General features: G+C 47.7%; 13 protein-coding genes. 6 read left to right on the top strand and 7 right to left on the bottom strand.

Annotation, left to right across the window (positions count from 1 at the left end):
- Positions 1–26: 26 nt before the first annotated feature.
- From cobA to nirB, 3 genes are all read right to left on the bottom strand, one after another.
- Entirely contained in the window at positions 27–818 is a 792-nt protein-coding gene (gene cobA, locus IEX62_RS04940) for a uroporphyrinogen-III C-methyltransferase (protein ID WP_229685620.1), read from the bottom strand.
- 229 nt (positions 819–1,047) lie between these two features.
- Positions 1,048–1,380, bottom strand: coding sequence for a nitrite reductase small subunit NirD (nirD, locus tag IEX62_RS04935; protein ID WP_188774305.1), 333 nt, complete (start codon positions 1,378–1,380; stop codon positions 1,048–1,050).
- Between the two features lie 17 nt (positions 1,381–1,397).
- Positions 1,398–3,854 carry a nitrite reductase large subunit NirB gene (nirB, locus tag IEX62_RS04930; RefSeq protein ID WP_188774304.1) on the bottom strand — a complete coding sequence of 819 codons (2,457 nt, stop codon included), beginning with the start codon at positions 3,852–3,854 and terminating at the stop codon, positions 1,398–1,400.
- A gap of 610 nt (positions 3,855–4,464) precedes the next feature.
- Between nirB and IEX62_RS04925 the strand changes: the two genes are divergently transcribed.
- Both IEX62_RS04925 and IEX62_RS04920 read left to right on the top strand, forming a co-directional pair.
- Positions 4,465–5,070, top strand: coding sequence for an ANTAR domain-containing response regulator (locus IEX62_RS04925; RefSeq protein WP_188774303.1), 606 nt, complete (start codon positions 4,465–4,467; stop codon positions 5,068–5,070).
- Between the two features lie 22 nt (positions 5,071–5,092).
- A complete protein-coding gene (locus tag IEX62_RS04920) occupies positions 5,093–6,157 on the top strand; it encodes an anthranilate phosphoribosyltransferase (RefSeq protein WP_188774302.1) in 1,065 nt (354 codons plus the stop codon).
- A gap of 576 nt (positions 6,158–6,733) precedes the next feature.
- Here IEX62_RS04920 and IEX62_RS04915 read toward each other — a convergent pair.
- From IEX62_RS04915 to bacA, 3 genes are all read right to left on the bottom strand, one after another.
- Positions 6,734–8,101 (bottom strand): hemolysin family protein, encoded by a 1,368-nt coding sequence (locus IEX62_RS04915; RefSeq protein ID WP_188774301.1) that lies wholly within the window; start codon positions 8,099–8,101, stop codon positions 6,734–6,736.
- 113 nt (positions 8,102–8,214) lie between these two features.
- Positions 8,215–8,574, bottom strand: coding sequence for a hypothetical protein (locus IEX62_RS04910; RefSeq protein ID WP_188774300.1), 360 nt, complete (start codon positions 8,572–8,574; stop codon positions 8,215–8,217).
- A 474-nt stretch (positions 8,575–9,048) separates the two neighbouring features.
- Positions 9,049–9,885, bottom strand: a complete 837-nt coding sequence (gene bacA / locus IEX62_RS04905) for an undecaprenyl-diphosphate phosphatase (RefSeq protein WP_188774299.1) — start codon at positions 9,883–9,885, stop codon at positions 9,049–9,051.
- A gap of 535 nt (positions 9,886–10,420) precedes the next feature.
- On the opposite strand from bacA, the gene IEX62_RS04900 reads away from it, so the two are divergent.
- Both IEX62_RS04900 and IEX62_RS04895 read left to right on the top strand, forming a co-directional pair.
- Positions 10,421–11,188, top strand: coding sequence for an AIM24 family protein (locus IEX62_RS04900; protein ID WP_188774298.1), 768 nt, complete (start codon positions 10,421–10,423; stop codon positions 11,186–11,188).
- 102 nt (positions 11,189–11,290) lie between these two features.
- Positions 11,291–11,773, top strand: a complete 483-nt coding sequence (locus IEX62_RS04895; protein ID WP_188774297.1) for a Dps family protein — start codon at positions 11,291–11,293, stop codon at positions 11,771–11,773.
- 89 nt (positions 11,774–11,862) lie between these two features.
- Here the strand turns inward: IEX62_RS04895 and IEX62_RS04890 are convergent, their stop codons facing one another.
- Positions 11,863–12,405 (bottom strand): hypothetical protein, encoded by a 543-nt coding sequence (locus tag IEX62_RS04890; protein WP_188774296.1) that lies wholly within the window; start codon positions 12,403–12,405, stop codon positions 11,863–11,865.
- Between the two features lie 345 nt (positions 12,406–12,750).
- Between IEX62_RS04890 and IEX62_RS04885 the strand changes: the two genes are divergently transcribed.
- Both IEX62_RS04885 and IEX62_RS04880 read left to right on the top strand, forming a co-directional pair.
- Positions 12,751–13,944, top strand: a complete 1,194-nt coding sequence (locus IEX62_RS04885; protein WP_188774295.1) for a nitric oxide synthase oxygenase — start codon at positions 12,751–12,753, stop codon at positions 13,942–13,944.
- Positions 13,945–13,962: 18 nt separating this feature from the next.
- Positions 13,963–15,339: a TrkH family potassium uptake protein gene (locus IEX62_RS04880; RefSeq protein WP_188774294.1), complete on the top strand. Its 1,377-nt coding sequence runs from the start codon at positions 13,963–13,965 to the stop codon at positions 15,337–15,339.
- Positions 15,340–15,651 lie beyond the last annotated feature (312 nt).

Here is a 15,651-nt window from a genome sequence, read left to right as displayed (position 1 = left end):
ATTTATAATATTTTAATTGAAGCCGCTCACCCAATCCGCTCATTCAATCCCATCTGCAACGCTGCTTGCTCTCTCATCGCCATCAGCTGCTCGCGTACGTGTACCACCTCACCGACGATAATCAGTGCAGGATTACGCAGCTCTTCCCGTACAGCAATCGCAGCAATATCCGTCAGTGTCCCCGTTAACACGCGCTGAGCTGTCGTTGTGCCGTTCTCAATCAGAGCAACAGGAGTGCTCGCAGGACGACCATGCTGTACTAGCTCACGGCAAATGGAATCCAGCTGACTCACGCCCATATAGATCGCCAGTGTATCGACGCTACTAGCAAGCAAATCCCAGCGAATCGGGTTCGGATTGTCCGCAGACTGGCTCGCGGTTACGCAGGCGAAGGAGGTAGCGATGCCGCGATGGGTGAGCGGAATATCGGCTCCAGCTGCTGCGCCGATCGAAGCGGTAACGCCAGGAATAATCTCATAGCAGATACCGTGCTGTTCGAGAAACAAAGCTTCCTCGCCACCACGTCCAAATACGAGTGGGTCGCCGCCCTTCAAGCGCACGACATGCAGACCGAGTGAAGCTTGCTGGAGCAATGTACGTTGAATGGCTTGCTGGCTCATATGATGCAGGCCGGGCGCTTTGCCGCAATAGATGCGGCGTGCATCTGGACGCGCTTCCAGTAACAATTCCTCGCTTACCAGACGGTCATATACGATTACGTCTGCCTGCTGAATGCGTTGGAGTGCTTTGACGGTGATTAGTTCTGGATCACCGGGGCCTGCACCAACGATACTGACCATTCCCTGTACTGTGCTCATCCACGTGTCCTCCTTTGATTGCTTGGTTTGAGTTAGCTTGTTCATTACCAGATTATATTCATTCCCATGCTTACCAACTGTATTCATTTTAGATCACATAGCTGGATGGAATAAATTGAATGATACATTACCATTTTATCTGAACTCCTGAACTCCTGAACTCCTGAACTCCTGAATGTCGCCTGCGTGGACTAGCTAGTAAAGTGTCTACATGCCATCGTACGCTTGCTCAGGCGAGCTGCTGCGTAGCAGGCAGCATCACATACACACTACCGTTATGTTCGTCCACTTCTACAGCGAATGTCTGCACGCACCCATCGTCCGGGTCTTGTACCTTTCCGCTGCGCAGGTCGATTTTCCAATCATGCAGTGGACAATGGATATTAGAGCCGCATACCATGCCTTCGGAGAGCTTGCCGCCCTTGTGTGGACAGCGATTTTCCACGGCTTGAATCGATCCGTCGCTCAGGCGGAAGAGGGCGATCTCCAGTTCACCTAATGTAAAACGGCGTGCGCCTTTCACATCGATATCTGAAATATGTGCAACCTGATAACGGTTCATATCGAATTCCTCCCTTATTATGGTGCAGATGGCGATGTGCCCGCGAGTGCTGCGGAGTCGTTTAGATCGGTAAAGTTTTTACGCAGCTCATCGTTCTGGATAATATTCTGCCACGGGTCACTGGTGTAGCTAAGTGTGTTTTGTAAACGTGCTACCAGTGCTGCACGTGTATCGCTATCTGCGAGCACCTCCTGTACATGTGCCAGACCGACACGCTCAATCCATGCGGCAGTGCGTTCATTCCAGCGTGCCTGCTCACGGTAGTATTGCAGGAAGGCGGATGTCCATTCCATTACTTCTTCATCGGTTTTGACCGTACAGAGCAATTCGCCGGCGCGAATCTTCACGCCGCCATTACCGCCTACATACAGCTCCCATGCGCCATCCAGCGCGACGATGCCGACATCCTTGATACCGGATTCCGCACAGTTACGCGGACAGCCAGATACAGCGAGCTTCACCTTCGCAGGAGCATCCATACGTTCAAAGGCTTTTTCGAGCTGAATGCCCATGCCCATCGCATCCTTCGTACCGAAGCGACAGAACGTATCGCCAACACAGGTTTTGACCGTACGTAGTGTTTTGCCGTAGGCATGACCGGATGGCATGTCTAGCTCCTCCCAGATATGCGGCAGGTCTTCTTTACGAACACCGAGCAGATCGAGGCGCTGTCCACCGGTGAATTTGACGAGCGGGACGTTATATTTTTCCGCTACATCGGCGATTTTTTTCAGATCGGTAGGTGACGTGACACCCCCATAAATGCGCGGTACAACCGAGTACGTGCCATCCTTCTGGATGTTCGCATGATAACGCTCATTCGTGAAGCGCGATTCCTTCTCGTCCTCGTACTCCCCCGGCCACAGCATGCCGAGATAGTAGTTGAGCGCAGGACGACATTTGGAGCAGCCTTCGGGTTCCGACCAGCCGAGCACGTTCATCGTTTCCTTGACCGTTTTAAGCCCCATGCGCTTGATCTCTGAGACGATCTCGTCACGATCCAGTGAGGTACAGCCGCAGATGCCTTCCTTGACGGCTACGCCTGCATTATCGCCCGCATAGAATTGAAGTAATCCTTCGACGACAGGTGCACAGCCACCACACGATGCAGATGCCTTGGTGCATGCTTTGAGCGACTTCATCGTATTGCAGCCTTTGCCAATGACAGCTTCGCCGATCGCGCCCTTGCTGACGCCATTACAACCACAGACGATCTCATCATCTGCCATCGCTTCAAGGCGCTGTAGAGGCGAGGCAGTCGCACCGCCACCCGCAGGCTGTCCGGTGAGCAGCTCCTTTTCACGACCCTGTACCGATTCGCCGCTCTTAATGAGGGAAAAGAGTGGCGCACCATCGCTAGTATCGCCGAACAATACGGCACCGATCAGGCGTCCATCGCGGATGACTAGCTTTTTGTAAATGCCATCGATATCATCCTGCATGCGCAGTGCTCGTGTGTCCGCGCTATCCTGAAATTCACCTGCGGAAAATACGTCGACGCCGGATACCTTCAGCTTGGTTGATGTGACAGACCCTTCGTAGGGTGGAGTATCAATACCAGCAAGACGCTTGGCAAGAACAGTTCCCTGTTCATACAGTGGAGCAACAAGTCCGTAGCCGATGCCACGGTGCTCAGCGCATTCGCCTACAGCGGAGATGCCAGGTACATTCGTACGCATATAATCATCTACTACGATCCCGCGATTCACCCGCAGACCCGAGGTTGCGGCAAGCTCCACATTTGGACGAATGCCGACCGCCATGACGACCAGATCAGCATCAATTGCAGTGCCATCGGTAAATCGTACACCAGTGACGCGGCGTTTGCCGGTTAGCTCTACCGTGCGTTTACCGAGTAGAAAATTCATTCCTTGTTGTTCCAGCTCCTGCTGTAGCATCAGCCCTGCTGGACGGTCGAGCTGACGATCCATCAGATGCTCGTTAATATGAATGACCGTGACGTCCATACCCAGATTCAGTAAGCCTCGTGCCGCTTCCAGTCCAAGCAGACCGCCACCGATGACGGCAGCTTTTTTGTACTGCTTGGCGGTATCCATCATCGTCTCGCAATCCTTAATATCACGGAAGCCGATGACCCCATCCTTATCTGCTCCTGCAACTGGCAGGATGAAGGCGCTGGAGCCTGTAGCAAGAATTAACTCATCGTAGGCAACCTGCTTACCGGAGGCAGAGTGTACCTGCTTCTGCTGAGTATCGATGGCAGTCACGGCATCGCCTGTATAGAGCTCGATACCCTGCTCACGATACCAGTCCAGATCGTTGATGATAATATCGTTCATGTCTGCGCCACCAGCGAGTACGGACGATAATAGAATCCGGTTATAGTTGGGATGTGGCTCTGCTCCGAAGATCGTAATGTCGTACTTCTGTGGTGCCAGCTTGAGCAAATGCTCTAGCATCCATACACCCGCCATTCCGTTACCTACCAGCACTAGCTTTTTTCGATTCTCCATCTGTATCTCTCCCTCCACGTAATAAGCAGCCTATCCGTTACGATGATTACTCTATGGAATGCTCTGGCAATCATTCGGTATAATCCATAAAAAAAGCCTGTCCCGCACTTGTTCGCAGACAGGTGTGCACATACGTACACATGTCGCGAGCAAGCACGGAACAGGCTTCATTGCCGTCCAGTATGGATACATCATTGTATCCTTTGTCGTTGCTTGAATATGCGCTTAACTATAAAAGAAGTTGATTTACATGTCAATATAAATAACATAAAAATTTTATTTGAAATTGCAAGTTAATTATGTTTACATGAAAAATATCAAAATATTCGAGTAGGAGAATAGCTTTATATTAAGGTTTTCTATACATTTAAGGAATATATAAAGGTGAATATTCGCTATTTTCATCTTTTTTATTCGTAAAAGGCTATCGTATAATTCGAGTTTATATGTTAGATTATATATCATAAAAAGCAATTCAGTTACTAAACTACTCATCTAACTATTAGACATCCAGACTGTACGATATAAAGGTAAACATCGCGCAAACACGTAAATTTAGAGACGTTATCACATGCTGGGGATAGAGATGACAGGAGGGAGCATCTGCATAATGCGTTCGTTACTCATTATCCGAATGGAAAAGAACATCTACGATCCGGATCAGATTGCATCAGGCATGATATACCCTGAGCTGCTGCTGGGCAACAACGGTTATCAGGTGCTGGTCGCCGATGGAGACGACAGCTCGACGGCTGTCTTGAAAATGCTAAGTGAAGCGGATGCTGCCATTTTGGATTTGCCGATTGAAGATATTCCAGATTGGGAGAAGCTATTGTGCCAAGCGAGACCGATCCCGATGCTATGGTGGTGTAGCCCGGACACAGCATCTGAATCTGTAGAGGCATGTGAGACGGAGATCGCGATCGATGGTATTTTGACGCCAACGATGCGTGATCGTGAGCTACACTGGGCGCTGCATTTTGCTGCACGTCAATGTATAGAGCGCCAGCAGTGGATAAGTGAGCGCAAGCAATTGCAGTCCAGGCTGGAGGAGCGTAAATGGATCGATATGGCCAAAGGCATTTTGGCCGATATGAAGCAGATTTCCGAAGCAGAGGCATATGATATCTTACGCAAAAAGGCGATGAACGAACGTAAACGCATGGTCGATGTCGCTACCGCCATCGTCAAAGCGCATCAGCTACTGCAATCGTAGAGCAGGGAGGAAGAAACCAGACATGAACATGACCGAGATACTGAAGGAAGTTGGACGCGGCAAGCGCGGTTCACGAGACCTGACCTATGAAGAGTCACTTCATGTGGCGAGCATGATTATGAATCGCGAAGCGACCGATGTGCAGATCGGTGCCTTTTTTATGGCAGAGCGTATGAAAATGGAAAACGTAGACGAGATGCAGGCATTTGTGGACGTATGCCGACAGATGGCGCTGCGTAGCTCGTTTAAAAAGGGCGGTATAGACTGCGCTGGCCCCTATGATGGTCGACTCAAATCCTTTATCGCTGGCTTTGCGACCTCGTTTGTACTGGCAGCAGCAGGCGTTCCGGTAACCCTGCATGGGAGCGAGCCATTACCACCAAAATGGGGAGTGACGCTTCCTGTACTGCTGCGCCAGATGGGAGTAGATACCGCTTCACTCACACGTGAACAGGCATTACATGCTGGCAACGAAACGGGACTGCTATTCGTTGCTGCCGAGCAATGGTGTCCGTCACTGGGCGAGTTACGAGAGCTGCGAGAGCAGATCGGTGTGCGTACCGTGTTAAATACCGCAGAGAAGCTGATGAATTACAGCTATTCGCCGTATCTCGTATATGGCGTATTTCACAATACATTTTTCGAGCGCATGTCTCGTCTGTTATTGCGGCTTGATTATGAGCGTGCTTTTATCGTACAGGGGCCGGAAGGATCCGAGGATTTGTTTATTGATCGTCCGACACGTACGTACGCGGTAGAGCATGGGGAGGCGCGACTGGAAATTATTGATCCCGAGGCCTATTACCTTGATATGTCTGTACCAGAGATGGAGTGGACAGCAGAGACACAGATTCGTGTGACCGAGCAGGTACTGTCAGGGCAGGCGGACAGAGCCTTTTATAATCAGGTGCTGCTGAACAGCGCCTATCGTCTATATCTGGCAGGGCGTTCTGGCTCGATTGAAGAGGGTGTATATGATGCGAAGGCATTACTGGATAGTGGGGCTGCGTATCGATTGTATGTAAAATGGGGCAGTCTGATGCGAGGCGAGCAGCCGAATGTGTTGCAAAGTAATAGTCTATATTAATCGTTTTTCAATTAGTATTGAGCAATATATCCAACAAAAAGGAAAGTTGCTTTTACAACTTTCCTTTTTGTTATTAAGTATTTGAATTTCAGTTTTATAAATTTAAAACTCAATATAGCTGTGTAGTATTTAATTAATACGTGTTGTTCTAAAATCAATACCATCAAATTTGTATATTGTTACTACTTGTGTATCAGCAATTTTTTGTCCACCTGCCTTATCATACTAGGTAATGAAATGGAGGTGAATAGTTGTTGTGGGAAGAATAGGCATATATTTTTTTATTACAAGTATGGTTATGTTTTTTTTAATACAATTACTTACAGAATATCGATTGCTTTTAATTGAGAGTGGACGTATGAATGGAGATTATACTTTTACTTATTTTGCTTCGAGTTTAGTCGTGATCCCTTTGATATTATTTATTATTTCTTTAGTATTGATTTGGTCGTATTATAAAAAGAAATAACAGTAAATTGATTGGGGTAAAATACCAAATCAAAAAAAGTATCCATAGATATTGGATACTTTTTTTGATTTATTTTAAGTTCGTTTCGTATTACTTTGTTATTTTATTTACTCGTCTTCGTTTTCTGCCAATTCTGAATCAGACAGATGACGTGTGATTTCCAGTTTGCGGTAACGACGTACACCACGGCGTAGGACACGAATCGTCAGATTCTCAAACTCGTATACAGCGCCAACTGGAAGGTCTGGACGCTGTCCATACAACCAGCCACCAATCGTATCCAGCTCATCATCATTCAGCTCGATATTCAAAATATCGTTCACGCGATTGATGAACACTTTACCATCGACGATTAGGCGATTTTCCTCTACACGCTGAATCTCATCTTCTTCATCCGCATCGAACTCATCGCGAATCTCACCGACGATCTCCTCTAGAATGTCCTCGATCGTGACCAGACCGGATGTACCGCCATATTCATCGACCAGAATCGCGATATGTGTACCTTCACGTTGCATCCGTTTGAGCAGGTCTTTGACTGGAATCGTCTCGGATACTGACATCACCGGATGAATGAGGGAAGCGATATGCAGATCCTTCTTTTCCTCAGCGGCAAGGAAGAATTGCTTCGTATTCACCATACCGACGATATTATCCTTGCTGCCCTCAGCAACCGGAAAGCGCGTATATTGCTCACGGCGAATAATTTCGCGGTTTTCCTCCGGTGTCTTATCGGTAAACAGGCAGACCATATCGGTACGCGGCACCATCAGCTCCTTGGCGATCATCTCATCAAAGGCGAAGATACGGCTAACGTAGCCATATTCACTCTGGTTGATTTTACCGCTCTCATAGCTTTCATTCAGCAGAATATGCAGCTCTTCCTCACTATGTGCTTCGTCACCCTCGCTTGCTGGACGCAAACCGATCAGCTTGAGCAGCAGGTTGGCAGAACCGTTCAATATCCAGATAAACGGATACATTACACGGTTAAATAGAATGATCGGACGCGCGGTGTACAGCGTGACCATTTCTGCTTTACGCAGCGCAATTGTCTTCGGTGTCAATTCACCAACAACCACGTGGAAATACGTGACCAGAATCAAGGCAATCGCATAGGATAGCACATGAGACAGTGCAGCCGGCACATTCATATCGTGGAATAACGGCTCCAGCGCTGCTTCAACCGTCGGTTCCCCGAGCATACCCAGACCGAGCGCGGTAATCGTAATTCCGAGCTGACACGTAGACAGATAACCATCCAGATTAGAGATTACCTGCTTGGCATAACGAGCATTTTTGTTGCCTTCTGCGATCAGCTGATCGATGCGACTACTACGTACCTTTACAATCGCAAATTCCACCACAACGAAAAATGCCGTCATAATAATCAAAATAATAAATAATGTTAAATTCAAGCCTATATTAATACCACTGTCCGTCAAAAAAATTCTCTCCCTCCGCGCACAGTCCATGTATCAATTGTCCTTACGGTGAAGCAAGGAACAGATACGGCTGTACGCACCGATTCATTATATGGATAATGCAACACTAGCAGGTGTCATAAGCGTTCCAACAGAGTAAGACATCAGGTGTGTATCATCTGTGGAGCCTCCATATAATTCGACCGGTACTTGAGCGCTGCCAGCAGCAGACGCTTGAGCAAGAGAGGTATACAGGAAAGCAGATGAGTGCGATCTAATGCAGATAACAGAACGAGGCTGAATATCACGCTAAGCGAGATCCCGCCGCTCGGTTCCGGCGTATCCCCACCATCGTGCACAAAGCGTGCATGACCGGATAGCAAGGAGCCTGGAGCGATTCCGTTCGTTACAGCAAAATCATAGTCTGTTTCGTCTGCCGACTGAAACGGCACACAAAACAAAAACATGATTAGACCGAAGGCAAACGCACTCATCTGCCGCCTTCGTGAAGGTAAATTGTCCAATGAGCATCTCCCATTTAAATGACGGTATGTCCGTCCTTTGATAGTCCTGTCTGCCGATTCGTTAGCGATGATCGCAGACAAGCTGTACAGCGATTATCCATCTGCCGATGCTTGAAAGAGCCGACAAATGAAGAACCGACAAAAATAAACGTTCCAAACGTCCATCTCTGTCGGAAAACACGCATCGATCAACGCCGAATGCGCAGCTAATCGTGTATACGTATTGTAACGCAGCAGGTTTCAAAAGCACATCAATTTTTTATATTCATGTTGGTATATGAATGATTATGCGATTGGATAGGCGGTAATGAGGATGATCAAAAACGAAAAGACACAAATACGCAAAAAAAGCCCACCACAGAGGGCAGGCATTTCTTCTCATTTAATATAGAGTTAGATATGCTAATGACATCATAATCAGCTAGCTTCTAACCGATACAGCGGTAAACATCGACCGTTTGCCTGTCCTCGTTATTATGAAGCAAGCAAAATGAAGAAAACGATCGCCAGTACAAAGCGATACACTGCAAATACAGTCAGTGACAGGCGTTTCAGCAAGCTCAGGAAGGTTTTAATCGCAACCATCGCAACGATAAAGGCAGCGATAAAGCCAGCTGCAAAGAAGCCAAAGTCGTCCATGCTCAAGTACTGCGCACTTTTATACAGATCCAAGCCTGTTGCGCCGAACATAACCGGTACAGACACAAGGAATGTAAATTCCGCTGCTGCGGTATGCGATACGCCAAGCAGGATACCACCGGAGATCGTCGAGCCAGAACGCGAGAAGCCCGGCCATAGTGCGAGACACTGGAATAGACCGATACCAAATGCCTGCTTGTACGTAATATCGTCGACCGTCATTTCGCCGGCGCTACGACCTTTACGCCATTCCGCATAGATCATCAGCAAGCCGCCGACCACGAGGCTGTATACAACTGTTTGTGGGCCGAACAGATACTTTTTGATCACATCGTGCAGTAGCAGACCAACAACGACTGCTGGCAGCATCGCAAGAGCAATATGTAAAATGTTCAGGCGGCGGGGTGCTGCAATACCATTGCCTTGCTTGACCCTTCCCCGAAACACGTCCGGAATCGTCATCAGAATATCGATAAACTTGCGCCAGTAGAGTACAACAACGGCGAGTACGGCACCGAGCTGAACGACAATTTCGAAGGTTTTGACCTGTTCGGAGTTCTCGTTAAGCCCGAGCAGATAAGCAGTCAGGATCATATGCCCTGTACTGGATACCGGCAGGAACTCGGTAAGCCCCTCAATAATACCCATAATAATGGCTGAAATAATATCCACGAATGGACCTCCTTTGGATGTGTGTCTGCGAATAGGCAAACACGATTGGACTGAATTGATAATGATCGAATGAGTAACCATCCTATACATGCTGCTTCGTCCAAGATGAACTCGCTTCTATATAGTATGAGAAAAGATAGATGCTCGTCAATTTACGCTTTTTGCACGGAACGACGTCGCTTTTAGGGCTAATGGCAAGGTTCTGAATCGAAAGCGCTAGACAAAAGCCTGCCCCTGTATAAAGTAATCGCTTTCAATAGAAGAAACACGATTTGGATACACATCTAACGGTCGAACGCTGTCGATGTAATTAGGGCTAAAAATGTATATTTCCCTGACTGGCAAGTTTGGTTAAGATAAGGATAGCTGCCATGTCAGTGCAGCCGCCATGCCATCTTCGATGGTGCTATGAACTTGTTGTGTAGCGATGTTGTCCTATCACGATGTATTGTGCCAGTGCTTTTCCAACATGCTATTCAATGAAGAATGATGTTGCAGAGTCAAAAAGTGTACAACGACCAAAGGAGGCTTTCAAATGGGGTTTAGAATAAACAATCTAACAGACAACAGTAACACGGTGATTCGTGAGAAGCTGGGTGGCTTTACCGTACTGGAATACATAAAGGATCTGAGCTGTACATCGGTTATGGACGCAACCGCTCAATATTATATGTCTCAGAGCAATATGCGACGCAAGCAGCTGATGATCGAGCTGAACAATAGCGAGATTATGATGAAGGCAGGCGCGATGCAATATACGATTGGACGGATGGAAATGACGACAGGGATCAATGGCCTGGGCGGTCTGGTAAGCGGCATGTTCAAATCAGCAGCGAGCGGCACAGGTACTGTTAAACCACATTATCGCGGTACAGGCATGATTATGCTGGAGCCAACGTATAACTACATCTGGCTGATCGATGTGGACAATGATGAAGTTGTGATCGAGGATGGACTGTTCCTTGCTTGCGATACCTCGCTCAATATCGGCGTAACCGCACGTAGCAATTTCTCCTCCGCCGCACTGGGGGGCGAAGGGTTATTCAATATGACGGCCAAGGGGAAGGGCGTACTGGCACTGGAAGCACCTGTACCCGCAGAGGAAACGGTCGTGGTCGAGCTTGAAAATGACGAGCTGAAGGTAGACGGCAACTTTGCAATGATGTGGTCGAACACGCTCAAATTTACCGTCGAGAAGTCTGGTAAGACCAAAATTGGCTCTGCCGCTTCTGGTGAAGGGCTTGTGAACGTGTATCGCGGCACAGGAACCGTATGGTTGTCTCCGCTGGCATCGTACAGCTAAATTTTTTTAAAATTAGACTTTTCAAATTCAATCCCATCTGCTATGATTAAATCAAGAATTAGAATAAGTCTAAATTTAAAATAAAGAAAAGAGGAACCTAACATGACAACAGTAAATAACCAATCCCATACATCTGAGACTACACAACTGGAAGCCCTCTATAACGCCCTGAACGTACAAATTGCGAACTGGTCTGTTCTTTACACGAAGCTGCACAACTTCCACTGGTATGTAAAAGGCGAGAACTTCTACACCCTGCATGCCAAATTCGAAGAGCTGTACGATGCAGCAACACTGCATATGGATGATGTAGCAGAGCGCCTGCTGGCAATCGGTGGTCGTCCAGTAGCGACACTGAAAGAACAACTGGAAACCGCTACACTGCTGGAAGCTACAGGTAGCGAATCTGCAAGTGCAATGGTAAGTGCAATCGTAGAAGACTATGCAACACTGTCCGGCGAAATGAGCGAAGCGATCGGTCTGGCTGAGCAGCTGAGCGACCATCCAACAGCTGATCTGCTGACAGGAATCCGCGCAGACGTTGAAAAAGCGGCTTGGATGCTGAACGCATACCTGGGACGTTAATTCATCATACTAAAATGAATATAGCACGATAAAAAAAGCACCGATCCGTCTTGATGCAAGATGGATTGGTGCTTTTTGGGTACATATGCTTAATCATTATATGCGTATAGCGATTTGCCAGAGCTATTTTTAATCTGTACCTGAGTTAGAGCCGTATAAGAGTTTGGATGCTCTTTATCTATAAACACATGAGCGTTGGTATGAGCTAAGGAAATTTTTTCCGTATAACCATTCGCCAATTGTACCGATAGTATGTTAGAGGGCTGGAGCAAGCTTTGATCATTGACTACAACGGCTGTGTACGGGTAGCCTGTCGTTCTGCCTAAATGCTTAACTGTAGATATTTTGTCACGATTGGTTTCTATTTCTTTTTGGAATTGTAGCTTATCATTTTTAGTTGTAACGATTCCTGTTCCCATCTTATCGCTCGATTCATATAAGATAATAGCGAACGGCTCCGGCAGATCGTTGGCAATCGTGTGAGTGATAAGATGTAGCTTTTCAGCTTTAACGAGAGCTTGCACATCTTCATCATTAATCCAGACCGGTGCAGTAGCGGTCTGAGAGCTGGCAACGTAGATACCGATACCTAGCAACAGAGATACAGCGATATAGACATGTATTTTATTCATTTTAAGCCTACCTTTCCTCATGATGCGTTCATTCATATCATGATGTAGTCGTTCATAATGGATTGCGCGACCATTCCTGATTGATCAGGCGGTCATCACACAGGAGAAGAAGCGATATGTATCGTAGAAGCCTAGTGACGCTCCTATTATCATCGCGTAATTTTAGGAAAAAGTAAAATAATATAAGAAATTGATTTATCTGGTACATATAGGCTGTTTTCAATAGCTATATGCTTTGCTCATAGCTGATAATGTGAGTTCAAAGAGGATGTAGAAGTCTTAATGAGGATATAAAAGTCTTCATAGGGTTAAAGTTATCTATATTGTATGAAGGAAGTGGACGTAATGGCGGTAACCTATCCGCTGCTGCAAAAGGCAGAACCATTCATCCGCCAGTGCTACGAGGAGCTGGGCAAACGTGCAGACGAGACGGAGCAGCGACTGATGGAGATTAACGAAGCGATTCAAACTACAGGAACCTATACACACACGATCGAAGAGCTAGAGCATGGCGCGAAGATGGCGTGGCGCAACAGCAATCGCTGCATTGGGCGTCTATTCTGGGATAAGCTGGACGTGCGTGATGCACGTCATGTGCATGGAACAGACGCGATCGCAGAGGAGCTACTGGAGCATATCCGCTACGCGACCAATGACGGTAAGATTCGCCCGACAATTACGATCTTCCGTCCGCGTGATCCGCAGGGCAATGAAGTGCGCATCTGGAACCATCAGCTGATCCGATATGCTGGATATGAGACGGAAAATGGAATTGTTGGCGATCCCGCATCGCTTGCGTTTACGAAGCAATGTCAGGAGCTTGGCTGGACGGGCGGCCAGGGTTCCTTTGACGTGCTGCCGCTGGTGATTAGTGAATATGGCGGCAAGCCACAGCTGTACGATATTCCGGCAGAGGATGTGCTGGAGGTGCCGATGGAGCATGCGGATTATCCGGCATTTACAGAGCTGGAATTGAAATGGTATGCTGTTCCCATTGTGTCAGAAATGCGGCTGAATATCGGTGGGATTCAGTATACGGCGGCGCCATTCAATGGCTGGTACATGGGTACTGAAATTGGAGCGCGCAACTTTGCAGATGAGGATCGGTATAATCTGCTACCGGATATGGCGCGTCTTATGGGGCTGGATACGTCCAGCAAGTCCACGCTATGGCAGGATCGAGCACTGGTCGAGCTGAATGCGGCTGTGTTATACTCCTACAAAAAAGCGGGTGTTAGCATTGTCGATCACCATACCGCGGCTACCCAGTTCCGCAAATTCGAGGAACGAGAGGAAGCGGCAGGGCGTGAGGTGACGGGCAACTGGACATGGCTGATTCCGCCCATGTCTCCAGCGACAACACATATTTTCCATCGTCCGTATCCGAATCGAATCGTCACACCGAACTTCTTTTATCAGGAGCGGTTGTACGAGCAGAGCACGGTGGACATGGATTCCTATACGCATGACGATCAGCAGAATCGGAGCGAAATCAATCAAAGTAAACAAATGGGCGGTGGGAAATGTCCGTTCCATTGAGAGGATGAAATGTAAAACATGCTAGGCATTGGTAGAAACGCAGCCGTGCGCCGGATGAACCGGCAAATGCAGAGCTTTGTCCATCCGACAAGGCTCATTCCAATGGGCTTTGCCATTCTGATTGCAATCGGCACGGTGCTGCTGATGCTTCCCATCTCAGGTGCACATGGACATTCGGTCGGCTGGCTGAACGCATTGTTCATGGCAACATCGGCGGTATGTGTGACCGGGCTGGCGGTCATCGATACCGGTACGGCGTTTTCGGTTTTTGGACAGGTTGTGATTATGGTATTGATTCAGATCGGGGGTCTGGGCTTTATGACCTTCGGGATTTTGTTTGCCGTTTTGCTGGGCAAGCAGATTGGCTTGAAGCAGCGTCTGCTCATTCAGCAGGCGACCAATGCGGTATCCACGCAGGGGCTGGTTAAGCTGTCACTGAATATTTTCTCGATCGCTTTTGTATTGGAATCGGTCGCGATGATTACGCTGGCACTCCACTGGACACCAGAGCTTGGCTGGAAAAAGGCGTGGTATTATGGAGCATTTTATGCGATTTCCTCGTTTAATAATGCTGGCTTTGCCTTGAAGCCAGATAGTCTATCCGAGCATGTAGGCGATCCGATTGTGAATACAGTTGTGATCACGCTGTTTGTTATCGGTGGTCTTGGATTTATTGTAGTAACGGATATTTTACGTAAGCGGCGCTGGCATAAATTTTCCTTGAATACGAAGCTCGTACTCGTCTCCTCGCTTATTGCGACGGTGTTCGGCTTTATGTTTGTAATGATTGTAGAATGGAACAATCCAGCCACACTGGCACCGCTCAGCCTGGGCGACAAAATCTGGGCTGCCCTATTTCAGGGCGTCATGCCGCGGTCGGCAGGTTATAATACGGTCGATATTGGCGGGCTGATGGCAGCGACACAGTTTGTGTTTATTATGTTGATGTTCATCGGTGCAGCGAGCGGATCGACTGGTGGCGGCATCAAGATTAACACGTTTGCGATTTTGCTGCTCTGTCTGTATAGCGTGGTGCGTGGACGTTCGGAGATTCATGCGTTTCGCCGCAAAATCAGCTTTGATACGGCATTTCGAGCGCTGGCGATTATTATGATCTCGCTTGGAATCGTCGTCGTGTTAACGATCATGCTGACGATCACAGAGCAGGGCTCCAGCGCGACGTTTCTGGAGGTCTTTTATGAGGCGGTATCGGCGTTCGGTACAGTAGGCTCCTCGATGGGACTGACACCACATCTGTCGCCAGAAGGTAAGATCGTCGTGGTCATTACGATGTATATTGGACGTCTGGGACCGCTGGCACTCGCCTTTGCACTGGCGCGTAATAATAAGCCGACCAAGTACAGCTATCCAGAGGAGAAGGTACTGATCGGTTGATGAGATCGTGTAATAGATCTGGTCGTATCCTAAATAATGATCCAACGTAAACAATAACGCTCGAAAGTGGAGTATTAAGAGCTGCATAGCCAAGCTGATGGTAAAAGATAAGCACTATGCTTTAAGTCCTAAAAGCTAATTTGTTCACTGATTTTTATATAGAAGGAATAAACTCAAAAGCTCCAACCCATCGTTGCAGGCACAGGAACATGCCGCAAAACGAATGTGTTGGAGCTTTTTTATGATGACTATTCTGGAGCTGATCTAAAGCCTGTCTAAAGCCCGTCTAAAGCTCATCGCCCATCATCACAA

It is taken from the genome of Paenibacillus hunanensis (assembly GCF_014645615.1).
GTDB lineage: Bacteria > Bacillota > Bacilli > Paenibacillales > Paenibacillaceae > Saccharibacillus > Saccharibacillus hunanensis.
This window is presented reverse-complemented; position numbering and strand designations above follow the sequence as displayed.